The sequence below is a fragment of the Streptomyces sp. NBRC 110611 genome, assembly GCF_001590865.1.
GTDB lineage: Bacteria > Actinomycetota > Actinomycetes > Streptomycetales > Streptomycetaceae > Streptomyces.
Genome location: NZ_BBUY01000006.1, coordinates 243,382 through 265,786 on the forward strand (window position 1 = coordinate 243,382; position 22,405 = coordinate 265,786).

17 protein-coding genes, 1 tRNA gene and 1 pseudogene are annotated in these 22,405 nt (G+C 70.9%); 12 read left to right on the forward strand and 7 right to left on the reverse strand.

Going from position 1 to position 22,405, the window contains the following annotated elements; translation table 11 throughout:
* Positions 1-116 precede the first annotated feature (116 nt).
* Positions 117-1,508: an MFS transporter gene (locus AZE13_RS16695; protein ID WP_258527839.1), complete on the forward strand. Its 1,392-nt coding sequence runs from the start codon at positions 117-119 to the stop codon at positions 1,506-1,508.
* Here the strand turns inward: AZE13_RS16695 and AZE13_RS16700 are convergent.
* On the reverse strand, positions 1,477-4,059 hold the full coding sequence (locus AZE13_RS16700; protein WP_309302198.1) for an ATP-binding protein: 2,583 nt from the start codon (positions 4,057-4,059) through the stop codon (positions 1,477-1,479). The two genes, AZE13_RS16695 and AZE13_RS16700, sit on opposite strands and share 32 nt — an antisense overlap.
* A pseudogene (locus tag AZE13_RS38160) lies at positions 3,947-4,483 on the reverse strand (AfsR/SARP family transcriptional regulator); the annotation flags it as partial. The gene AZE13_RS16700 and the pseudogene AZE13_RS38160, both read right to left, overlap by 113 nt.
* Positions 4,484-4,741: 258 nt before the next feature.
* On the opposite strand from AZE13_RS38160, the gene AZE13_RS16705 reads away from it, so the two are divergent.
* The 4 genes from AZE13_RS16705 (at position 4,742) to AZE13_RS16720 (ending at position 8,293) form a co-directional block, all read left to right on the forward strand.
* Positions 4,742-5,281: a histidine kinase gene (locus AZE13_RS16705; RefSeq protein ID WP_066931798.1), complete on the forward strand. Its 540-nt coding sequence runs from the start codon at positions 4,742-4,744 to the stop codon at positions 5,279-5,281.
* A gap of 99 nt (positions 5,282-5,380) precedes the next feature.
* Positions 5,381-6,217, forward strand: coding sequence for a DUF4097 family beta strand repeat-containing protein (locus tag AZE13_RS16710; protein ID WP_066931800.1), 837 nt, complete (start codon positions 5,381-5,383; stop codon positions 6,215-6,217).
* A 117-nt stretch (positions 6,218-6,334) separates the two neighbouring features.
* On the forward strand, positions 6,335-7,567 hold the full coding sequence (locus tag AZE13_RS16715; RefSeq protein WP_066931802.1) for a cytochrome P450: 1,233 nt from the start codon (positions 6,335-6,337) through the stop codon (positions 7,565-7,567).
* A gap of 93 nt (positions 7,568-7,660) precedes the next feature.
* On the forward strand, positions 7,661-8,293 hold the full coding sequence (locus AZE13_RS16720; RefSeq protein WP_107288365.1) for a response regulator: 633 nt from the start codon (positions 7,661-7,663) through the stop codon (positions 8,291-8,293).
* Between the two features lie 65 nt (positions 8,294-8,358).
* Here AZE13_RS16720 and AZE13_RS16725 read toward each other — a convergent pair whose 3' ends face one another.
* The 3 genes from AZE13_RS16725 to AZE13_RS16735 form a co-directional block, all read right to left on the reverse strand.
* The gene (locus tag AZE13_RS16725; RefSeq protein WP_079124077.1) at positions 8,359-9,537 is read right to left on the reverse strand and encodes an acyltransferase family protein; all 1,179 of its coding nucleotides are present in this window, start codon (positions 9,535-9,537) and stop codon (positions 8,359-8,361) included.
* 410 nt (positions 9,538-9,947) lie between these two features.
* Positions 9,948-11,150: a hypothetical protein gene (locus AZE13_RS16730; protein ID WP_066932005.1), complete on the reverse strand. Its 1,203-nt coding sequence runs from the start codon at positions 11,148-11,150 to the stop codon at positions 9,948-9,950.
* Between the two features lie 174 nt (positions 11,151-11,324).
* Positions 11,325-11,921, reverse strand: a complete 597-nt coding sequence (locus AZE13_RS16735; RefSeq protein ID WP_258527841.1) for a CGNR zinc finger domain-containing protein — start codon at positions 11,919-11,921, stop codon at positions 11,325-11,327.
* Positions 11,922-12,186: 265 nt separating this feature from the next.
* Here AZE13_RS16735 and AZE13_RS16740 point away from each other — a divergent pair, with 265 nt between their 5' ends.
* Positions 12,187-12,897 carry a hypothetical protein gene (locus tag AZE13_RS16740; protein ID WP_220127582.1) on the forward strand — a complete coding sequence of 237 codons (711 nt, stop codon included), beginning with the start codon at positions 12,187-12,189 and terminating at the stop codon, positions 12,895-12,897.
* Positions 12,894-14,333 carry a sensor histidine kinase gene (locus AZE13_RS16745; protein ID WP_079124078.1) on the forward strand — a complete coding sequence of 480 codons (1,440 nt, stop codon included), beginning with the start codon at positions 12,894-12,896 and terminating at the stop codon, positions 14,331-14,333. The genes AZE13_RS16740 and AZE13_RS16745 overlap by 4 nt, the downstream gene beginning before the upstream one ends.
* A gap of 545 nt (positions 14,334-14,878) precedes the next feature.
* Here AZE13_RS16745 and AZE13_RS16750 read toward each other — a convergent pair.
* Positions 14,879-15,244 (reverse strand): hypothetical protein, encoded by a 366-nt coding sequence (locus tag AZE13_RS16750; RefSeq protein ID WP_147264674.1) that lies wholly within the window; start codon positions 15,242-15,244, stop codon positions 14,879-14,881.
* 187 nt (positions 15,245-15,431) lie between these two features.
* On the opposite strand from AZE13_RS16750, the gene AZE13_RS34115 reads away from it, so the two are divergent.
* From AZE13_RS34115 to AZE13_RS16770, 4 genes are all read left to right on the forward strand, one after another.
* A complete protein-coding gene (locus AZE13_RS34115) occupies positions 15,432-17,420 on the forward strand; it encodes an MFS transporter (protein WP_079124079.1) in 1,989 nt (662 codons plus the stop codon).
* The gene (locus AZE13_RS16760) at positions 17,417-18,343 is read left to right on the forward strand and encodes an NADP-dependent oxidoreductase (protein ID WP_066931812.1); all 927 of its coding nucleotides are present in this window, start codon (positions 17,417-17,419) and stop codon (positions 18,341-18,343) included. The genes AZE13_RS34115 and AZE13_RS16760 overlap by 4 nt, the downstream gene beginning before the upstream one ends.
* A gap of 292 nt (positions 18,344-18,635) precedes the next feature.
* Entirely contained in the window at positions 18,636-19,277 is a 642-nt protein-coding gene (locus AZE13_RS16765; protein WP_066931814.1) for an alpha/beta hydrolase, read from the forward strand.
* Positions 19,278-19,446: 169 nt separating this feature from the next.
* The gene (locus tag AZE13_RS16770) at positions 19,447-19,779 is read left to right on the forward strand and encodes an ArsR/SmtB family transcription factor (RefSeq protein ID WP_066931816.1); all 333 of its coding nucleotides are present in this window, start codon (positions 19,447-19,449) and stop codon (positions 19,777-19,779) included.
* Positions 19,780-20,015: 236 nt separating this feature from the next.
* Here AZE13_RS16770 and AZE13_RS16775 read toward each other — a convergent pair.
* A tRNA-Arg gene (locus AZE13_RS16775) sits at positions 20,016-20,088 on the reverse strand.
* A 311-nt stretch (positions 20,089-20,399) separates the two neighbouring features.
* On the opposite strand from AZE13_RS16775, the gene AZE13_RS16780 reads away from it, so the two are divergent.
* A complete protein-coding gene (locus AZE13_RS16780; RefSeq protein WP_258527842.1) occupies positions 20,400-22,247 on the forward strand; it encodes a dynamin family protein in 1,848 nt (615 codons plus the stop codon).
* The last annotated feature ends 158 nt before the right edge of the window (positions 22,248-22,405 follow it).

The following is a 22,405-nucleotide window of genomic DNA, read 5'->3' on the forward strand; positions in this document are numbered from 1 at the left end:
AGGGCCTGAACAGGATCAAGAGCCAGTGCAAGAGCAACAGCGGGAGTGGCAGAGAGGGCAGGGCGAAGGACGTAAGCAAGGGGTCATTACCGGGCCTCCGTAAGTGGCTTCCGCTGGTGGCCACTTGCCTGGGCACCTTCATGCTGCTGGTCTACGCGACGATCGTGACCGTGGCGCTGCCGAGCATGGCGGACGGCCTCCACGCCGGTTTCGGCTCGCTCCAGTGGATCGTCGACGTCTATACCCTCGCGCTCGCCGGTCTGCTCCTCGGCATGGGCTCGCTCGGCGACAGCCTGGGCCGCAAGCGCCTCTACGTCCTCGGCCTGGCCTTCTTCACGGCCGCCACCCTCGTGTGCGGTCTGGCGCCCGACGTCCAGGTGCTCATCGCGGCCCGGGCGGTCCAAGGGGTCGCCGGCGCCGCCATGTTCGCCACGCTGCTGCCGTTGATCGGCCTCACCTACACCGGCCGTGACCGGCCCAAGGCGTTCGCCATCTGGGGCGCGGTCGCCGGTGCCGCGGGCTGTGCGGGAAACGTCGCCGGCGGGATCCTCACGCGCTTCCTCTCCTGGCAGTGGATCTTCTTCGGCGCGGTCCCGCTGTGCGTCGCCACGCTCGCCCTCTCCGTCAAGGTGCTCGCCCGCGACGCCGGCAGCCCCACCCCCATCGACTGGTGGGGTATCGCCACCTTCACCCTGGCCGCGCTCAGCCTCACCTTCGCCGTCATCCAGGGCGGCGAGAGCACCTGGTCGTCCCCCGCGACCCTGCTCGCCTTCACCCTGGCCGCCGTCCTCCTCGCGGCCTTCCTCCTCATCGAGCGGGCGATCGCCCACCCCATGCTCCCCCTCTCCCTCTTCCGCAAGCCCGCCGTCAACGGCATGCTCATCGCCGCGGGCGTCTACTACTTCTCCGCCTTCGGCTTCCTGCCCGTTCTCGCCCTCTGGCTCCACGACGCGGCCGGCCTCAGCTCCTTGGAGACCTCGCTGGTCATCACCGTCCAACCCGCCGCCTTCTTCGCCACCTCCGCGCTCGTCGGCAGCGCCCTGCACCGCATGCCCGCCCGCTGGTCCCTGGGCGGCGGCACCCTCGTCGTCGCGCTCGGCAACTTCTCCTTCCTCGCCCTCGCTCCCGCCTCCTCCTGGCCGGCCCTCCTCCCCGGCCTCGTGCTCACCGGCCTCGGCGCGGGGCTGGTCTCACCCGTCCTCCCCGCCACCGCCATGGCCTCCGCACCCGCCACCCACACCGGCACGGCCGCCGCCGCGGCCAACAGCGCCCGCCAACTGGGCCTGGCTCTCGGCATAGCCCTGCTGGGCACCGTCTTCCACCAGCACGCCGCCGCCACCGCCCCCACCTCGCGGACGGCGTACGCCGATGCCCTGCACGCCGTCTTCCTCACCGCGGGAGCCATCGCCCTGGCCGGCGGCCTGGCCGCGTTCCTCCTCCTGGGCCGGCACGACCGCACCCGACCGGAGTTCACCGTCAGCGGAGTCCGCCGTCCTCGCACTCCCTGAGTCCCGCGACCGCCAGCGCGTGTTCCTGGGGGTGCTCATCGGCTCCGGGCAGGGCGAGCGCGGTCCGGAACTGCTCCCGCGCTTCGGTGAAGCGGCCGGCCGTGGCGTAGGTGCGGCCCAGCCGGCAGCGAATGTGCATCTCCAGCCGGTCGCGATGGGGTTCCGTGACCGGGGAGAGCGCCTGCTGCCGGGAGAGGGCCTGGCGGTGGAGGGCTTCGGCGGCGCGCAGGTTTCCGCCGCCCTCCTCGGCCGTGCCCAGCCGGGTCAGGATGAGCGCGTGCATGAGGACGTCCCCGACCCGCTGGGCCAGGTCGGCCGCCTGGCGGTACAGGGGGCCAGCTTCACCGTACCGACCGAGGCCGAGGTGGACGTCGCCGGCGCAGGCCAGGACCCTGCTGATCATGCGAGGTCGGCCGTTCTTCTCGGCGTGGACGAGCGCCTCGGAGAGGCGGGCCAGCGCCTGCTCGCCGTGCCCTTGCGTGTGATGGACGATGCCGAGTGTGCAGAGCCCGGCCGCGGCGAGCCAGTTGTCGTCGGACCGCTGGGCCAGCTCCACCGCCGTGGTCAGCGAGGGAACGGCCGACTCGGCGCGGCCCAGGTTGAGGTCGGCGGCTCCGAGGCCGGCCAGGGCCCGCGCCTCTTCGCCCTGGTCCGCGCGGCGGCGGCTGAGGTGCAGTGCCTCGGTGAACCAGGTGCGCCCGAAGGGGTGGCGGCCCTGGTAGAGGTCGTTGAGGCCCATGCAGTTCCGCAGCGCGGCGGCCATCCGGCCGTCGGTGGCCTGGTCCGCATGCGCGAGCGCGGTCTCCAGGGCCGTGCGGCACTCGTGGTAACGGCTCTGCCGGGTGAAGTAGTCGCTCAGGGCCTCGGCGATCCAGCACGCGTAGTCGGCCTCGCCGAGCGCTGCGGCGTACCCGACGACGTCGACGAGTTCCCCGCCGGCCGAGTCCAGCCAGCCATCCGCGTTCTCCCAGTCCGTGAACGGCGCTGCGGCGGACGGGGACCCGGCGGACTGCGGCCCGGTGGGCCGGGACCCGGCGGGCTGCGGCCCGGTGGGGAATCCGCCCGCGCCCACATCGCCGGCGGTCCGGGCCGCGTCCAGGTAGAGGCGGAGTGCTGCGGTGCGGACCGCGCCGGCTTCGGCGGGCACGGCTTCCGCGAGCCGTCGTGCGTGCACCCGCACCAGGTCGTGCAACCGGTAGCGGCCCGGCCGGGGTTGCTGCAACAGACTCGCGTCGACCAGGCTCTCCAGGATCCGCTCGGTGTCGCGGACCGGCCACCCCAGCATGGCCGCCGAGGTCAGCGGGTCGAACTCGACCGTCGGCGACAGGCCCAGGGTGCGGAACCCGAGCTGCTGCTCCGGCGTGAGCTGTTCGTACGAGAGGCGGAAGGCCGTCTCCACGCTGCGGTCCCCGGCACTCAGCTCGCCGAGCCGCCGCTCGTCGCCCGCCATCCGCTCCACCAGGTACGCCAGCGTCCAAGCGGGACGGGTCTGCAGCCGTGCTCCGGTGATGCGCAGCGCCAGCGGCAGCCCGTCGCACAGCCGGACGAGCGTACGCGTCGCCTCCGGCTCCCGGTCCGCGCGCTCCTCTCCCACGATGTGCCTGAGCAGGGACAGCCCCTCGCCGGTCGGCAGGGGCTCCAGGGTGACGCGCCGGACGGCGTCCAGTCCGGCCAGCCGTCGCCGGCCGGCCACCAGCACCGTGCTGCCCGGCCCGGCCGGCAGCAGCGGCCGGACCTGCCGCGCGCCGGGCACATCGTCCAGGACGAGGAGCAGACGCAGTGCGCTGGTCGCGGCCCGCCATGCCGCGGTGAGCTCGTCGAGGTCGTCGGGCACCTGGCTGTCGGCCGCGCCGACCGAGCGCAGCAGCCGCCGCAGCACTCGCTGCGGTGCGAGCCGCTGCCGGTCCGTGCCGTGCGTCCGCAGGTCCACGAACAGGCAGCCGTCCGGGTGGTGGGCGCGGAGCGCGCGGGCCGCGTGGACGACGAGTGCGGTCTTGCCGACCCCGGCGGTGCCGTCCACCGCGACGATGGAGACGGATCCGGGCGGCGGGGGCGCGGTGAGCAGCGCCAGTTCAGGCTCCCGTCCGATGAGGTGGCCGGTGTCGCCCGGCAGTTCATTGACCGCATGGCGAGGCCGGGGCTGCGGCTGGGGATGGGGCTGGGGCTGGGGCTGTGATCGGGGCCGGGGCCGGGGCCCGGGCTGCGGCGGAGGAGTGGCCGGGCGCGCCGCAGCGTGGCCGAGGAGCTGCGCGTCGTCCCGGCGCAGCACCGCCTGGTGTACCCGGCGGAGTTCCTCTCCGGGGCTGACCCCGAGTTCGTCGCGCAGCCGCGCGCGCATGTCCTGATAGGCGTTCAGCGCGGCCGCCTGGTGCCCGCTGCCGCCGGACCAGCCGCTGCCGCTCGCCCTGTGCGTACGGCCCCGGGAGCCCGGCCAGGGGCTCACCCCGGAAGAGGGCGAGCGCCCCGGACAGCCCGTCCAGCGCGGCGGACGGGTCACCGGATGCCCGCGCGCGCCGTGCTGCCTCGACCTGCTCGGCCAGCTCCGCCACATCGAGCCGCACACGGTCGCCGACGAAGCGGTACCCGCCCGGGCCACTGCGGATCAACGACCCCGTGGCCGTCCCCGTGCGGGACGCCGACCGCCCGGCGCCTTCCGCGTCGTCTCCGCCTTCCGCGCCTTCCGCGCCTTCCGCGCCGTCTGCGTCCTGCGCGCCGTCTGCGTCGTGCGCGTCGAGCGCCTTCCGCAGCGGATAGACGTAGCTCGGCAGTACGCGGCGGCCGGACCTCGGCGGCTGGGCGTCCCATACGTCGGCGAGCAGCTGCTCGTGACTGACCAGCGTGCCCCGCCGGAGCAGCAGCGCGGCCAGCACCGCCTGCCGCCGAACCGGCCCCAGGTCCAGTGGCGTCCCGTCGCGCCAGGCCCGCACCGGCCCGAGCAGCGCTATCCGGAGCCGCTGCGAAGATCCCCCGTCCATCCCGAAGCCTCCGATCCCACCCACACGATGCTGTCGGCATCATCGAGATTTCACGCGCATTTCAGCGTCTCCCGCCGGGTCTTGGCAAGACACCACCGAGAACCGCCCGAACCGTCTCCGATGCCGGGTTCGCCGACGAAAACGGGGTGATGCGAGGTTCACGTTCGCTCGGTCGGCTGCCGTTGCCGTGACGCCATGGGTGTCATTGTGGCGCCATGGCACCTTGCGTTGGCGTCGCCGTGATGTCATAGTGGTGTTATGGACCTCACGCCTTACGTCGACAACCTCCGGCACGAACTCGCGGTCGCCGCGGACACGGGCGGGGACGAAGTCCGAGCCCTGGCCGAGCGGCTCACCACGCCACTGGAGTCGGCCGCCCGGCTGACCTTGCTCAACGCACTGTCCGCCGCCATGGGAGAGGTCACCCGTGACCTGGCGCCGGGGTCGGTCGACGTGCGGCTGCGGGGGCTCGATCCCGAGTTCGTGGTGACACTACCGTCGGTGGCGGAGGTGTACGAGGACGCCGGGGAGCGGGAGGGCGCGCCGAGCAGTGCGCCCGTGCCCCTGGCTCCGGCGGAGGGCGAGGAGGGGGGCGGTACGGCGCGGATCAACTTCCGTCTGCCCGCCCACCTCAAGACCCGGGTCGAGGAGGCGGCCGGGCAGGAGGGCCTGTCGGTCAACGCCTGGCTGGTGCGGGCCGTCGCCGCCGCTCTGGAGCAGCCCGGTGAGCGCGGTGGCCGGCCGTCCATCCGCAGCCGCCACCGCGGCCAGCAGGGCTATACGGGCTGGGTCCGCTAGCCGGCCCCTCCCGCTCGCACACACGCACGTCACACATCCACCCTCAGTGCCCGCTTGACCAGCGGGGACGCACTCCACAGTCAAGAGGACGGCACAGCCATGCCAAAATTCGACACCCCTGAACCGGTCTCCGTCACCCTCGAATTCGAGGTGGGCTCCGCCCGGATCGTCGCGAGCAAGCGCACGGACACCGTCGTCGAAGTCCTGCCGACCGACGACGCCGAGGACATCGACGTACGGGCCGCACAGCAGACCAAAGTCACCTGCTCGGACGGGAAGTTGCTGGTCAAGGGGCCGAAAAAGCGCTCCCTGTTCGGCAAGAGCGGCTCGGTGGACGTGAGTATCGAGCTGCCGGCCGGTTCGGACCTCCGGGGCAGCTCGCCCATGGCGGACTTCACCTGCGAAGGCCGCTTCGGCGACTGCCGATTCAAGACCTCGCTCGGCGACATCGTGATCGACGAGGCAGCGGCGGTGGATCTGCAGACCAGTCACGGCACCGTCCGCGTGGACCGGGTGACCGGGGACGCGGAGGTCGTCGGGGCGGGCCGGATCGACATCGACGTGATCGCGGGCGCCGCAACGGTCAAGAACGCCAATGGCGAGACCGTGATCGGCGAGGTCACGGGTGAGCTCAAGGCGAACTCGTCCAACGGCCTCATCTCCGTCGACATCGCGCATGCCGGGGTCGACGCCAGGTCCGCCAATGGCGGTATCAGGATCGGTGACGTGGCGCGCGGTCAGGTGGTGTTGCGGGTAGCCGCCGGCGATATCGAGGTCGGCATCCATGAGTCCTCCGCCGCCTGGCTCGACGTGCGTACCGAAGTCGGCAGCGTACGGAACTCCCTCGGTGCGGCCGAAGGTCCCGGCGGTTCCGACGAGACGGTCGAGGTGCACGCCCGCACAGGGGTCGGCGACATCGTCATCCGGCGCCCCTGACCGCACGGCTCGTCCGCCGCCGTACTGCCCACATCCGCTCCACCGCTCCACCGCACTGCTCCCCTGCACCGCACTTCACCGAGCGTCAGCACGCAGAACTCAGCACCGGAGGACACCATGCACAGCGAACTGCCGACAGCCCCCGCCCAGGAAGTGGCGTCGCACACCGAGCCGGTGACGCTGCCGACGGAGCGGCACACGGGCTGCCCCTTCGACCCGCCCGCCGAGCTGACGCGGATGCGCGAGGAAGCGCCACTGCGCCGGATGCGCTTCCCTGACGGGCACATCGGCTGGCTGGCCACCGGCTACACCGCGATCCGGTCCATACTCTCCGACCAGCGCTTCAGCTCACGCTACGAGCTCACGCACTACCCGCTCGCAGACGTCGGCGAACTGTCCCCGGCCCCCCTCGGCGACCTCACCGGCATCGACGCCCCCGAGCACGCCCGCTACCGGCGCCTGCTCATGGGCAAGTTCACCGTCCGCCGAATGCGCCGGCTGACCGAGCGCGTCGAGCAGATCACCACCGAGCACCTGGACGCCATGGAGCGCCGAGGCGGCCCGGTGGACCTCGTCGAGGCGTTCGCCCAGCCCATACCCGCGCTGATGATCTGCGAACTCCTGGGAGTGCCCACCGGCGGACGGGAGGTCTTCCAGCGTCATGCGACGACCCTGCTCGACCAGAAGACCACCGACGAGGAGAAGGGTGCCGCCGGTACCGCGCTGTTCGAGACCATCCACGAGCTGGTCCTGGCCAAGCGCACCGACCCCACCGACGACCTGCTGAGCGACCTGACCGCGGCCGATCTCACCGACGAAGAGCTCTCCGCCCTCGGTGCCTTCCTGCTGGGCGCGGGCCTCGACACCACCGCCAACCAGCTCGCGCTGGGCACCTTCGCCCTGCTGAGCAACCCGGAGCAGTTCGCCGCCCTGCGCGACGACCCGGGCCTGGCCGACCAGGCCGTCGAGGAGCTGCTGCGCTATCTGAGCATCGCCGACCCCATGATGCGCGCGGCCCTGGAGGACGTCGAGGTGGAAGGCCAGGTGATCAAGGCCGGGGAGACGGTCATCTGCTCGGTGCAGGCCGCCAACCGCGACGCCCGGCGGTTCCCCGAGCCCGACCGTCTCGACCTGCACCGCAAGGCCACCGGCCACCTCAGCTTCGGCCACGGCGCCCACCAGTGCCTGGGCCAGCAACTGGCCCGCGTCGAAATGCGCGTCGTCTTCCCCGCGCTGGTCACCCGCTTCCCGACGCTGCGGCTCGCCGTCCCGTCCGAGCAGATACCGCTGCGCGAGCAGATGAACATCTACGGGGTCCACAGCCTCCCCGTCACCTGGGACCAGGAGTAGCCCCAGGCCCCTCACCCCTCATCCCGGGGAGGCCGGTTGATGACGTTCGCGGAATCGGCGGCACCCCGCGTCCGGCCGGTCGATGATGTACAGATGTCCGACGCCATGTGGATCAAGATCATTGGCACGATCCCCGCCGTTCTGTGGGTCGCCTTCGCCGCCACGGTGTACTTCACGTTACGCGGGACGATCATCCAGCGTCTGGTTCCTCGATTAACCGCACTGCGTGCTCTGGGAGTTGAGGTCGAGCTCGCCGGTGAGCTGCTCGACCGAGCGCAGGACGAGAGCCGGCCCGGCGTCACGGCGACCGCCAGGCGCATGGCGCTGGGCCGGCTGGAGCACGCCGCCGAAGTGCTCCAGGGCGGCAAGGTGTTGTGGGTGGACGACCACCCTGAGGGCAATGCCGCTCTCCTGGAGCTCTTCCGTGCCGCCGGCATGCACATCGATATCGCCCTGTCGACCGAGGAAGCCACACCCTGCTTTCGCCGCACGCCGTACGACATGATCATCAGCGACCTCGACCGGGAAGGCGACCCACAGGCCGGCATCACTATGCTGCGCGTGCTGGAGCGGTACCGGATCGATGTCCCTGTGCTGATCTACGCAGGGAGGTTCGACCCCGAGAGGGGAGTCGACCGCAGGATCTTCGCCGCCACCACCGCCCCCGTCGAACTGGTCCACTACGTCATCGATCTCATGGAGAGGTCCCGCCTCGGTTCATTGTGATCGCGGGGGGGGGCTGTGCGGCAGCCGCCATGACGACCCGCCATGGCCCCCGGAGGGCTACTGACCTAGACCGACTCGAATGTGCGGGCCTGCGGTGATGTCCGGTCGCCTTCCGCCGTGCCGGTCCCGTTGGGCGTGTGGGGCGTGGAGCGCTGGGCGGGTTTGCGGCGCGGTGTGACATGCCGGCGGACGTCGTCGATGCCTCGGCGCATCGTGGTGCGGAGCCACTTCCCGAAGGGACGTTCGACAAGGCGGTGAATGAGCCAGGCGGTGGCCAGCATGAGCGCGGTCACCGAGGCCACCAGGACCGGGGCGGGGATGCGGTCCCGATAGTGGTGGATGAGGGTCATACCGATGTTCAGGTGGATGAGGTAGAGGGGGTAGGTGAGCGCTCCCGCGGTGGTGAGCCACCGCCACTGGATCCGGTCGAAGGCGCCGAGTGCGATCGCTCCGACGAGGGCGAAGGCGATGATGATGATCAGGCGGGCGGGCCAGGTGGGCAGGGCGTCCACGGCGGCCTCGCCGAGGTTGGTGGCCAGGCGGTAGTCGATATAGCGCTGGGCGAGCAACAGCTGCAGGATCACGATCGCCCACAGGACCGCGTTGGACCGGTGACGGTACATCAGGTAGAAAGCGATGCCCGCGATGAAGAACGGTGCGTACTGCGGCATGGCGAACGCGGTGATCAGGGGGGTCTTCAGGACCGGCGCGAGGGCGGCGGCCGCGGTCCACACTCCGCACAGGATCAGGCAGTTGCGGTAGGTGACGCCGAACAGCATGACCACAGCCATGATCAGGTAGAACTTGAGCTCCACGAAGAGCGTCCAGTACACCGGGTCGACGTCGGGCGTCTCATTGCCGCCCTGCAGCATGGTCAGATTGGTGATGACCGTGTCCCAGCTGCTGGGGGAAGCGGCCTCCGGCCAGAGCTTCACCACCACCGTGGTGAGCAGGAGGCCTGCCCAGTAGGCGGGGAACAGGCGTGAGACGCGGGAGACGGCGAACTCGCCCACCGTACGGCCCCATACGCTCATGCAGATGACGAAGCCGCTGATCAGGAAGAAGACCTCCACCCCGAGCCACCCGTACTGGGCTGCGTGGTGGGCGGTCGGAAAGATCGTGTCCGGGCCATGGCCCCATGGCCGGGCCAGGGCGATGTAGTGGTAGAAGACCACCATCAGTGCGGCCAGCAGCCGCAGCCCGTCAAGTGTGGCCAGCCTGTTCCCCGAGCGGCGCTCGGCCATCGTGCAACCCTCCAAGCGCCCGGGTCAGGAGCGCTGCGTATCGGAAGTTGCTCACAGGACGCAAAGAACCTATGAGCAACTTGTGCGCCGTTCAAGTGGTCACGGCAGGTGAACGGCCGGCCCTGCGGCGGGTGGCGATACCCACGGTCGGGATCACGAGCGAGAGCCCGGCTGTTTCGGCCGGGCCCGCGGACAGCTGCCCCCCTCCTCCCTATCAGCCGAGGCGCACCACGCGGGAAACTTCAGCCGCGTCCGGCGCAAACCCGTGCCGCACGCCCCTGCGGCACGACCGCCATAACCCCCCTGCAACCCCCACAACCCCCTCAAACCGGCGCTCCCCACCGGGGGGGGGGACGGTGTCGCAAGTCCAGCGCCGCCCCTCCCGTACAGGCTGTCACCCGTACAGACTGTCAGCCGCGTCCAGTGAATTTCTGGCCGACCCCGAGCCGGCGCAGGTTGGCGAGGACCTGCGGATCCTGCGCGTCGAGCCAGTCGCAGAGCTGCCGGAAGGAGACCATCCGGACGTCCTTGTGCTTGCTGTCGGCGATGTGCTTGATCGTCTCCTCGATGGCATCCATGTAGATGCCGCCGTTCCACTGCTCGAAGTGGTTGCCGATGAAGAGCGGGGCGCGATTGGTCTCGTACGCGCGCTGGAAGCCGCTGATGTAGGCGTCCGTGGCCTGCTTGCGCCAGCGCGGGTAGTTGGCCGGCGGGCCCTTGGTGGAGTTCTTGGACTGGTTGTACATCATGTTGAAGTCCATCGAGAGGACATCGGAGGAGAGGCCGGGGAACGGTACCCCCTGGAGTGGGAAGTTCCACAGGCCCTGCTTCTTGTCGGGCCAGACCTGGAGGCCGCCGGGGGAGCTGGCGTCGTACCGCCAGCCGCGCTTCTTCGCGGTCGGCAGCAGGTTGTCCTGACCCTTCAGGCAGGGCGTACGGCCGCCGACCAGCTCCTTGGTGTAGTCGAAAGGCAGCGGTTCGAGGTCGGTGAAGCCGGTGTTCGTACGCCACTTGGTGACGAAGTCCACGGCCTGGTCGATCTCGGAGTCCCACTGCGCGGGGGTCCAGTGCTCGACCGAACCCTTGCCGTCGCAGAAGTGGCCGTTGAAGTGGGTGCCTATCTCGTGGCCTGCCAGCCAGGCCGCGCGCAGGTTCTTCAGCGTCTCCCTGATGTGGGCATCGGTGAGGTAGCCGATGGCGGAGGCGCCGACGGGGTTGTTCGGCGGCCGGTACAGCCGTTTCTTCGACTCGGGCAGCAGGTACAGCCCGGAGAGGAAGAAGGTCATCGAGGCGTTGTGGTCGCGGGCGACCTTGAGGAACCGCGGGAAGAGGCCGTTGCCCACCTCGCCCGCCCCGTCCCACGAGAAGACCACGAACTGCGGCGGTTTCTGGCCGGGCGCCAGCCGCTCCGGCTGGGGCGGCTGCTTCGGCTGCTTGCCGGTGTACGCGGTCGAGCCGTCGCCGATCGGCTTCGCCTTCTCCGTCTGCCCGGGCTTGGCCGCGACCTTGTCGGCGTCCGACGTCCCGGAGAAGGAACAACCGGCGGAGAGCGCTGCTGCCGCTCCTGCTCCTATCCCGAGTCCGAGCATGCCCCGTCGGCTGAGTTCGCGCACGGCGTCCCCCATCGCATTCGTTTGGCCTGAAGTCGTCGCAGGTTGCCCAGTGAGAGGGGGGAACGGATGCCCGGGTTCCGCCGCGACGGGGAAAAGTCACGGGCCGGACGGAGGGTCCACGGCTGGTCGACGCAGGGTGGCCGACGCGGCGCCGGAGGGTCGCGAAGCGATTACCTATCGGCTGTGCGCTGCTCGTGGGCCCTGCGCAGGTGTGCCGGGCGGAGGGGGCTGGGTCTGCTTGCGGCGGCGGTGGGCTGCCACCCGTGCGCGCGAGGCGCAGGTGCTGGAGCAGTAGCGGCGAGGGCTGCCGGGGCCGGTGCCGAGGTAGAAGCGCCGGCAGCGCGGGGCGGCGCACTCGCCCCAGGGCACGCGGCCGTGCTCGGTGAGGATCTGGGCCAGGGCCAGGGCGCCGGCGGCGAGGAACCAGTTGTCCCAGGTGGCGTTGTCGCCGCGGTCGACGTGGAGGTGCCAGGGGTGGCCGCCGTGACGGGACAGGCGGGGCACTGCGGCGTGTTCGGCCAGGAGGGCGTTGAGGGCGAGGGCGGCTCGCTCCGTATCGGTTTCGGCGAGGATCCCGGACATCCGGATGACGGCGCCCCGCAGCGCCTGGGCATCGTCGTCGGAGAACGCCGCTCCGGTCAGGTCGTCCTGGTCTTCGCCGTGGCGTGCGAGCAGGTGCATCAGGTCGGCGCGGGGCAGGCCGGGGTCGTCCCGCAGTGCGTTGGCGAGGTCGACCAGGCGCTGGGCGGGCTGAAACCCCTGTCGGCTCACGGCGACCCCCTTGTTCTGCCTGGTTCTGCCTTGTCCGCCTTGTTCTGTGCTGTCGTGCATTACACCGCACCGGCAGCGGGAGCCTGCTGTGTCGCAGGCTTCCGGCGCCCGCAACGCGCTTCCCCGTCGAGCGGAATATCCCTGATGTACGGTCTGGTGGTATTACCCGGGAGCGGTGAGCCGATGATGAGCTGGTCGTCGACGGTATCGGCGAAGATGTCGGCGCATCCCGTGACGGCTGGAACCCCGACGGCTGGAAGACGTCTTGTCCCCTGTGAACACCATGTCCCTGCGACGCCGCTCCCGCTTGGCGGGCGTGGCCGCACTGCTGGTGGCCGCCGTGTCGGCAGCCGGGTGTGCCGGTGGCGGGGGAGCGGTGAGCGCTGTGTCCGCCCCGGCCCTGGCCGGACCGAAGCGGTTGTGGTCCGACCGTCCCGTGATGCCCCCGCCCTCTCCCGAACCCGTCCAGCCGGCGGAAGAGCCGGTCCGGCTCCGCGGGATCCCCGGTGCCGCCGCCGGCATCCGCGCGGTGAACCCGGCCGATGTGGTCGCGGCCGACTACCGGGCCCAGCGGCCGCCGGAGGACTCGTACGAGCCCGGCGCGGCAGTCGTCAGCAAGATCCGCGGGTGTACGGCCGGGAAGCCGGACTGTCCGCTGCGTGCGCCCGTCTACCAGGACCTGACCGGCGACGGCGAGGAGGAGCTGATCCTGGCCGTCGACGCGTCCCCGGGCACGCTGACGCTGCGCGTGTACGCCCTCCTCGACGGGGTGGTCACCCGCGTCCTGAACGCCGTGCACAGTCCGTTCTCGGTGGAGGTGGCGGGCCGCGACCTGATCGTGCGGGAGCCGATCGCGTCCCAGGGAGGGTACGAGGTGCGCACGGTCTACTCCTGGGATGCCGGCACCCGTACCTTGGTCCAGCGCACCGCTGAGGTCCGCCAGGTCCCGGCCGGTTCTCCGGGGGCTCGGCGATGAGCGGCGGCCGACGGCGTACGGGCGGCCTGCCGCGGTGGCCATGGGGCTCGCGGTCCCGGGATGCGGGAGGCTCGCGGTCCCGGGATGCGGAAGGTTCGCGGTCCCGGGGCGCGAGAGGCACGCGATTCCGGGGTGCGGCCGGTACGCGATTCCGAGCCGCGCGGGCCAGGGGGGTCTGGCTGCGGACGCTGTCCGGGAAGTTCTCCCTCTTCCTCGTCGCCACCTGCTGTGTCGTCGCGCTGGCCATCGGCGTCCTGGTGCACGTCCTGGTGAGCCGGCAGGTCGTCGACAACGCGCGCACCGAGGCGCTGCGCCGCCTCGACTCCGCGGCCCGCTCCTACGTCGCCGGGGAGCCGCTGCCCGGTGATGCCGCCGTGGACCCTCCGCAGCTCCCGCGTCCGCTGCGCGAGCGGGCGCTGCACGGTGCGCGCGGCACCCAGCTGGGCGAGTTCGAGGAGGTGCCCACGATGTGGGCCGCCGTCGGCGCGGACGACAAGGTCCTGGCCGCCCGTTTCGACTACCGCCCCAGTGCGCGGACCCTCGACGGGCTCGACCGGGCGATCGTGATCTCGGCGGGCGCGGCCATCACCGGCACACTCCTGGCCGGGCTGTTCGCGGTCTCCCGCGTCACGCGCAGACTGCACCACACCGCCGCCGTGGCCGACCGGATCAACGAGGGCGACCTGGACGCCCGGGTCGCCGACCCGGAATCCACGCGTGACGCCCGCTATCAGGACGAGGTCGCTGCGGTCTCCCGCGCCCTGGACGCGATGGCCGCCACCTTGCAGCGCAAGCTGCACAGCGAGCAGCGGTTCACCGCCGATGTGGCCCATGAGCTGCGGACCCCGCTCGCCGGGCTGCAGGCGTCCGCCGATCTGCTGCCGCCGGGCCGCCCCACCGAGCTGGTCCGCGACCGGGTGCAGGCGCTGCGCCGCCTCACCGAGGATCTGCTGGAGATCTCCCGGCTGGACTCCGACACCGAGCGGGCCGATCTCGCCGCCCACGATCTGGGAGAGCTGGCCCGGCAGACGGTACGGGCCAGTGGGCTCGAGGTCGAGGTCGTCGTCGTACACGACCAGTGCGTGGTCACCGACCGGCGGCGGCTGGAGCGCGTACTGGGCAATCTCCTCGCCAACGCCCACCGGCACGGCCGCCCGCCCGTGTCCCTGACGGTGGACGGCCTGGTCCTCACGGTCCGCGACCACGGCGACGGGTACCCCGATTCCCTCCTCACGGAGGGACCGCAGCGCTTCCGCACCGAACCCCGCCGCAGTGGCGGCGGCAAGGGCCACGGCCTGGGGCTGACCATCGCCCTGGGCCAGGCCCGGATCATCCAGGCCGACCTGTCCTTCGCGAACGCACCCGACGGGGGCGGCGCCGTGACCACCCTCACCCTGCCCGCCGCCTGCGCCCTGCCGGACCCCGGACCGCTCTAAGGAGCACGGGCCCGGCAACTGCCACGCCGAACTGATCATCCATGCGCCCGTACTGATCATCCATGCGCCCGTCGAGCGCGCCGCCGAGACCGTCCCGCACCCGCGAAGGATCGCCGAGCGGGCCCTCGGGGCCAGGGCTGCGGGTCTGCTTGCAGATGCCGCCCGGGCCGCGCACGACTGGCCGGGCCGGGACGCAGCGGCCGGGGCAGAGGGAGCGCGTCTGCCGCTCACTGGCTGAAGTCCACAACCCACCCTGGGCCGACGGCCCGATGCCTGTTAGCATGAGGATTAATTCGATGTTTCACGAACAACGAATGAAATTCCACCCACCGACCTGTCCAGCCAGGAGCCAGTTCATGAGTCCGCCTTCCCTGCGCGCCTTCGTCCTGCAGCAGGTCCTGGACGACCATGCCCGTGTCCCCGCAGTCATCGGGCGGGACGCGGGCGATGTGATCACCCCGGATCGCACCTTGCGCGATGCCGCACTCGCCCTGCTCGTGCTGCCCGGTCCCGGCGACCGGGACCTCGCGATCCAACTTCTCGCTTCATTGAGGGAGTTCGACGACTCCGAGTACCCCGGCAGTCACGAGCTCCTCGATGTCACCGGAGCCGCCCACCCGGTCGGTGGCGTCCGCACGCCCGCAGATCAGGCACTGGCCGCATGGGCCCTGCACCGGGCGGGCGCCCTGCTCGGCGATGAAGGGCTCGCCGCCGTGGCACGCGACCGCCTGCGACAGGTCACGGAGGCGGTGACCGAGCACGGCTGGTCGGCGCGCCTCGACCGGACCGGGGCCGTAATCCTGGACGGCGCGAGTCCGCTGGATCAGGCCGCGGTCCTGGTCCTGGCCGCCGACGCGGTGGATGACGGGGCGCCCGAGTGGTCCGCTTTCCTCGACGCTGCCGCTCTGCATCTGGAAAGGTACGTCGCCGATGACGGCGTCTGGGCTTGCCTGACCCCGCGCGGCGGACCGGACACCGTGCACGGCCACCGCGTCCGCGCCTCCGCCCTGGCCTGGTCCGCGTTGCACGAGCGCGGCCGGCCCGCCGGCCCCGGCCGAGCCACCGCGGCCCCAGCCCTTCGACAACGACCTGTCCTGGGTGACGAGCGCGCCGCTGTCCGATGGTCTCGTCGACATCCCGGGTTATCTGAGCTGGCTGCGGTCGACCGCCTCGGGGCTCGGCTACGGTCTGACTCCGTACCGGGCGCCGCTCAGTCTCAGGTCCGACCGCACCGCGCAGACGTTCTCCATACTGCACGTGGTCTCCGACCTGTTGGCCCTGGGCGAGCCGGTGCCGGACGTACCGGGCGCGCTCACCAGGGTGTTCGCCACTCAGAACCCGGACGGGGGCTTCGGCGAGCAGCCTGGCCTTCCCTCCGAAGCTTTCACGACGTACTGCGCCGTGCTTACGGCGATCGTGCTGGGCGGTGGCGACCACCCAGCGTTCGACCGCGACGCGTGCGTGGAGTTCGTGCGGGCCTGCCAGCGTCCCGAAGGCGGGTTCGGCAACGCGCCCGGCTACCCTCCCGACGCCTGGCACTCCCACCTGGCCGCGCTCACGCTGGTCGCGCTCGGCGCCCGGCCGGAGCGCGAGGACGACCTCGTGGCGTTCCTCCTGAGCTGCCAGAACCCCGACAGGGGCTACGGCAATCTGCCCGGCTCGCCGTCGGACACGTTCGCCACCTTCCGAGTGGTGGACACCCTCGTTGCCTTCGGCCTTCGTCCGCCGCGCGCGAAACAGACGCGGGCCCTCGGAGACCACCGACGAAGGGTTCATCGCGATCCAGGCCCTCCACATGCTCGAAGGGAAGCTCAACCGCTCCTGGGCGGTGATGATGACATGACCAATACTTCCTCGACCTCGACCTCGACCACGGCTACACCGGCGGCGAGTACCGACCAAGCCGGTCCCTCGTCGCGGACCGTCGCCCTGCTCTCCTTTGCCACCATGTTCGTGATCGGCACGGACACGTTCCTGGTCGCTCCCCTGCTGCCGACGCTGGCCCGCACCTTCGACGTGTCCTCGGACGTCTCCGGCTGGATGGTCAGCGCCTATGCGCTCGGCTATGCGCTCTTCGCGCTGATCGCCGGACCACTGTCGGACGGACGTGACCGCCGCCGCGTGCTGCTGACCGGGCTCGTCGGGTTCATCGTGATGACCGCGCTGTGCGGCTTCGCGCAGGGCTTCTGGACGATGATCCTGTTCCGGTTCCTCGCCGGAGTGAGCGCCGCGTTCGTCTCCCCGCAGATCTGGGCCTCCATCCCGGTCCTGGTGAAGCCACAGCAGATCGTACGCACCATGGGCTTCGCCACAGCGGGCCTGTCCATCGCGCAGTTTGCCGGCATCCCGCTCGGCAGCTGGCTTGCGGCGGCCTCCTGGCATCTGCCGTTCTGGGTGATCGGTGGGGCTTCCGCCCTGCTGTGGTTGCTGCTCGCCCGCTACTTCCCGTCGGTGCCGGGCCGCCCGGGGGGCGCCGGTCGTGGCCTCCGGGCCCTCTTCGGGCCTTACGGCAGGGTGTTCGGCGGCGGTCGGCTGCGCTGGTTCCTCCTCGGCTACCTGCTCTTCCAGACAGGCAACTTCGAAGCAATCTCCTTCTTCGGCTCGTGGTTCACCAAGGACTTCGAGCTGAGCGTCGGCTCGGTGGGCACCGCCATGATGGCCGTCGGTGCGGGCAACGTGGTCGGCTCTCTGTTCGGCAGCCGTCTCGTGCAGCGCCTGGGGCTCTACCGCTCACTGCTGAGCGGCGTCCTCACCATGGCTGCGCTGTACTGTCTGGTGCCGTTCTCGCCGAACCTCGCCACGGCCCTCGTGCACCTCGCGCTGGTCATGATGGTCGCAGGGTTCGTCTTCCCGGTGTTCATGAGCATCCTGCAGCAGGAGACCGAGACCGCTCGCGGCACGGTCTCCTCGCTGGCCAACGCGGCCATGTACATCGGCACGACCATTGGCGGCGCCGTCGGCGGCGTCCTGCTGACCAAGGCTGACGGCTTCTACGGCGTCGCCGCTTTCGCCATCGCCGGGTACCTGGTGTCGCTCGTCGTGTACGCAGCGGCCGGGGCTTTCCGCCGACGGGAGGCCGACGCGTGAGCTCAGCCGTTCTCTTCGACCGGTACGGGACCCTCGACGAGCTGTACGCCGCCGATGTGCCCGTTCCTTCCCCGGGCCCCGGCGAGGTGGTGGTCCGCTACACCGCGATCGGGGTCAATCCCATCGACTGGAAGATTCTGCGAGGCGACTTGCGGGCGCATGTTCCGCTGGGCCTGCCCGGCGGCTGTCTCGGAGTCGAGGCGGCGGGCGTGGTCGTCGATGTCGGGTCCGGCGTCCGGCGCTTCCGGGTCGGCGACCCCGTCATCCGCCACGGACGGCCCGGCACATACCGGACCTACGAAGCCGTACCCGCCTCCCAGGAGTCCGATGAACTCACCGCCCAGCCCGGTCGGTTCTCCGCCGAACAGGCCGCAGTCCTGCCTGTCGCCGCAGGCACCGCGTACTCGTCCCTGCGCCAGATCGGGCTGCGCGCCGGAGAGCGACTCGTAGTGCACGGAGCATCCGGCGGGGTGGGCCTCGCCACTGTCCAGCTCGCTGTGCTGACCGGCGCCGCCGAAGTGGTCGGCACTGCATCGGCCCACCACCACGAGCTGCTTCGGCGGCTCGGAGCGACACCGGTCGAGTACGGAGACGGTCTCCTCGAGCGGCTCGCCGAGCTTGGTCCGTTCGACGCCTCGGTGGACTGTGCCGGCGGAACTCAACCGACCGAGACCGCAGTGCGCCTGGTGGACGACCCTGCGCGCCGGGTCACGATCGTGGCGGACCCGCAGACCCAGGCCGCCGGAGTGCCGTATCTCGAACACGTACCACTGGAGTTGGCCTCCACGCTCGACCTGATCGGCCACAGCCCCTTCGAACTGCCTGTCACGGCGCGCTTTCCGCTGTCCCGGGCCGCGGAAGCGCTCACGCTCGGACGGAAAGGCGGCCTCGGCGGAAAGATCGTGCTCATTCCCGAGGCGTGACCGGCGGTGAGTGTCCTTCCCCGGGCCGCGAGAGACCGTCAGCCACCGGCCAGGCTCGTCAGCCCCGCCGCGCTCCCATCCTGACTACTAATCACCATATATCTATCGAAAAGGGCTCAGAAAATGACCTATCGCTACGACGCTGACCTCGTCGAGGCCGCCGGAAACTTCGGTGTCTTCGACCTGACCAACCCCGCGGAGACCCGCGCCAACCTGATCGCGGCAAGCGCCGGCCGCCCCGTCCCCGACACCACCGGGGTCGAGGTGACCGATCTGGAGATCCCAGACTTGCTTGGACATCGCCCGACGGGTCAACGCGGTCGTCGTATCGGTCGGCTACCGCCTGGCGCCGGAGCACCCCTACCCGGCCGGCGCCGAGGACTGCTACGCGGCCTTGCTGTGGCTGGCCAAGAACGCGGGCGAACTCCGCGTGGACGCCGCCCGGATCGCGGTCCACGGGATCAGCGCCGGCGGCGGCCTGGCTGCGGCTGTGACCCTCATGGCCCGCGACCGCGGCGGCCCCGCCCTCGCCTTCCAGTACCTCGACCTGCCTGAGCTGGACGACCGGCGGGACACGCTGAGCATGCGGCGGTTCACCGACACCCCTGGCTGGAACGCGCCGAACGCCGAGATGAGCTGGCGCCACTACCTGGGCGAGCGGGCGGGCGGCGACGACGTGCCGGTGTACGCGGCTCCCTCTCGCGCCGAGGACCTCGCGGGGCTGCCCGCGGCGTACGTCGTGGCGCTCGAGTACGACCCGTGCCGCGACGAGGCGCTGGCTTACGCCGAGAAGCTGTTCGCCACGGGCATCCCCGTCGAGGTGCACGTGTTCTCCGGCGCCTACCACCTGGCGTATCTGATCCCGACGGCAAAGGTGTCCCGGCGGCGGGCCGAGGAACGGATCACCGTTCTGCGGCACGCCTTGCACAGCTGAGCAGGCGGGTTCCGGGAGCTTGCGATAAGGGCTTGCCCTCACCGCAAGCCCCGGAGGGGTACTCTCCGACCCAGCAATGTTCTATCATCGTAGAAACTTGAATTAAGCATTGCCGAGGCTTTACCCGGGGGAGTGGGCCACGAGGCACGTGTCGACAAGGAGGTCGTGAATGCGTACCGAGCTCTACCACCCGGACCGGCGAGACATCTCTCTCGACAGGGTGCTGCACGCCCTGAGTGATCCGATCCGTCGCGACATCGCACGAGTCATGCACCAAGAGGGCTCCCGGGTCTGTGGACAGCTCGACTACCCGATCGCGAAGTCGACGCTTTCGCATCACCTCAAGGTGCTGCGAGAGGCCGGGGTCATGTACACCGAGGTGCGGGGCACCAGCCGAAAGATCACGTTGCGGCGCGATGATCTCGAAACCCGCTTCCCCGGCCTACTGGACGCCGTGCAGGTTACGGCTCCCGCTCCCGAGGAAGTGTCGACGGACGCGTGAGCGGTGGCCGGGTCACGTGAAACTCCCCGCCGGCAGAAGGCTTCATCGGCGAGCCGTCGTTCCACGCCGGAAGTCTTCGGCCCGTATTCGACACAGCCACCCGTCGAACGCCGGTGACAGCCGGACAGCGCCGGACCCTCCCCTGCTCGCCAGGGGAGGGTCCGGCGCTTTCTTTTTGCTGGCCGCACCTGCTCTGACCAGCAAAAAGACCCTCCCACGGGGAGGGTCTGGCGGGGCGCCCCCGGCAGGACTCGAACCTGCGGCCAAGTGCTTAGAAGGCACCTGCTCTATCCACTGAGCTACGGGGGCCGGGTGTGGACGTGGATCACGGACCGCGGTCAAGAATAGAGGTCCGGGTGCCTCGTCCCGGTTGCTTCACCTCCGTGGCACGTTGTGGAGGTTCGGTGAAGCGGTCCCGATAATCGCAGGCAGGTGCGAATCCTGCACTGCTTTTGGCGTCTCGCGCGTCGGGTGTTGTGCACTCGTTATGCCTGTGTCCCATGTGTCGCGGCCGTCCCATGCGTCACTCGTCCTGTTCTGTGCGGGTTCTCGCGGCGCGCACAAAGGGTTATACGCTTCAAAAAGCTAACGAAATTGGGCATTCTGCACATGTGGTGACCTTGGACGTACGACCTCGGCTGATCGACGCACTGTCCGTACTGCGTGACCGCGTCGATGCCGCACGCTTTCCGCTGCCACTTCGGGGCGCCGCCCGCGCCCGGCGCAACCGGGACGAGCTGCTCGCCCAGCTTGATGACTATGTGATTCCCCGGCTTCGGTCACCTCAGGCACCGCTGCTGGCAGTGATCGGCGGGTCCACCGGGGCGGGCAAGTCCACCCTGGTGAATTCGCTGGTGGGGCGGCGGATCTCGGAAGCCGGGGTGCTGCGTCCGACGACACGTACCCCGGTGCTGGTCTGCCATCCCGACGACGCTCCCTGGTTCGCCGGGCCGCGGGTGCTGCCGCAGCTCACCCGGGTGTGGGTACCCGAGCAGGATGACGGGGGTGAGATCCGCGAGGCCGTGGGGGAAGTCGTAGGGGCAGGGGGAAGGGGTGGGGGAGGAGAGGCGAGAGAGAGGGGAGAGAGGGGAGAGGTTGGGGTGGGGACGGTGCGGATCGAGACCGATGTGGCGTTGCCCAGTGGGCTGGCGTTGTTGGACGCGCCGGACATCGATTCGCTGGTCGCGCGCAATCGGGAGCTGGCGGCCGAGCTGATCTGTGCGGCGGATGTGTGGGTGCTGGTCACCACCGCCGCCCGGTACGCGGACGCGGTCCCCTGGCATCTGCTGCGTACGGCCAAGGAGTACGACGTCACGCTGGTCACCGTGCTGGACCGGGTGCCGCACCAGATCGCCGCCGAGATCTCCGGGCGGTACGCGGAGCTTCTCCAGCGGGCCGGCCTCGGCCACGTACCGCGGTTCACGATTCCCGAGCTGCCCGAGTCGGCGGGCGGGGGGAGCGGGCTGCTGCCGGCGACGGCCGTCGCGGCGTTGCGGGAGTGGCTGGAGTGGCACGCGGAGGACCCAGTGGCCCGTACCGCGGCCGCGGAACGTACCGCGGCGGGCGCGATCGCCGCACTGCGCAGCCGGCTGCCCGCGCTCGCCGGGGCCGCCGCCGCCCAGCACGCCGCCGCGCTACGGCTCGCCGGACGGGTCGAGGACGCGTACGAGGGGGCCGCGGAGCGCGTACGGCGCGAGGTGGCGGCCGGCGAGGTGCTGGCGGGAGACGCGCGAGCCCACTGGCGGGATCACCGGCTCGGCGGGCGGGCGGACGACCTGCTCGAGGCGCTGACCCACGGCCTGACATCGCTGCTGACCTGCGCGGTCGAGGAGGCCGACGAGCGGGCCGCGGATGCCTGGCGGCGGGATCCCGCGGCGGCGGAGGTCGTGCGGGCGGCCGCCGCCGATGCCGCGGGAGCGGGCGGACGGCTGGGGGTGATCGTGCGGCGCTGGCGGCGCTGCCTGGAGGAGCTCGTCGAGGAGGAGACCCGGGCGGTGCGGACCGGGCAGGCCGGTGAGCAGGGGGGCACCGTGGATCCGGAGCTGCCGGCGGCACTGCTGGCCACCGCGTTGCTCGGCGGTCGGCGCGCCCGTACGGCGGGCGAGAACCTCGCCGACCTCGTGGGGGCGCAGACCGCGCTGCGGCTGTGCGAACGGGGCGGCCGGTTGCTGACCACGTATCTGGAGCGGGCCGTGGACGGTGAGCGCGAGCGGCGGCTGGCGCCGCTGGACCAGCTGACCGTTCCCTCGAAGCAGCAGGCCGGGCTGATCGCCGCGCTTTCCGTGATGCAGCGGGAGAAGAAGGAAGAGGAGAGGGAGAAGGAGAGGGAGCGGGAGTGGGAGTGGGAGCGGGCGAGGGAGGAGAGGGAGCGGGTGCGGGAGTGGGAGTGGGCGGGCGGACGGCGAGTGGGGGACGGGGCCGGATGGGGGACGGGGCTGGAGTTGGCCAAGGAAGAGGTGTCGGGGTGAGTGGGGTCGGCGGACCGGTGAACGCCTCTGGAGAAGCCGGACAAGCTGGAGAAGAGCGTGGGGGTTCGGGCGGGCAGCCGGGGGGACGGGCGGCGGCGGGCGGCGGCGCATGGGATGACGGGCTGATCGCGCGCCGAGCGCGGGCAGCAGGCGCGACC